The 255-nt window shown below is 50.2% G+C and carries 1 rRNA gene; it reads right to left on the reverse strand.

From position 1 onward, the window contains the following. Positions 1-255 (reverse strand): 23S ribosomal RNA (locus tag ACU8YC_RS28750); the annotation flags it as partial.

The following is a 255-nucleotide window of genomic DNA, read 5'->3' on the forward strand; positions in this document are numbered from 1 at the left end:
GTTTCGGGTCTATACCCTGCAACTTAACGCCCAGTTAAGACTCGGTTTCCCTTCGGCTCCCCTATACGGTTAACCTTGCTACAGAATATAAGTCGCTGACCCATTATACAAAAGGTACGCAGTCACATCCCGAAGGATGCTCCCACTGCTTGTACGTACACGGTTTCAGGTTCTTTTTCACTCCCCTCGCCGGGGTTCTTTTCGCCTTTCCCTCACGGTACTGGTTCACTATCGGTCAGTCAGGAGTATTTAGCC

Source organism: Citrobacter sp. VF227 (assembly GCF_052950715.1).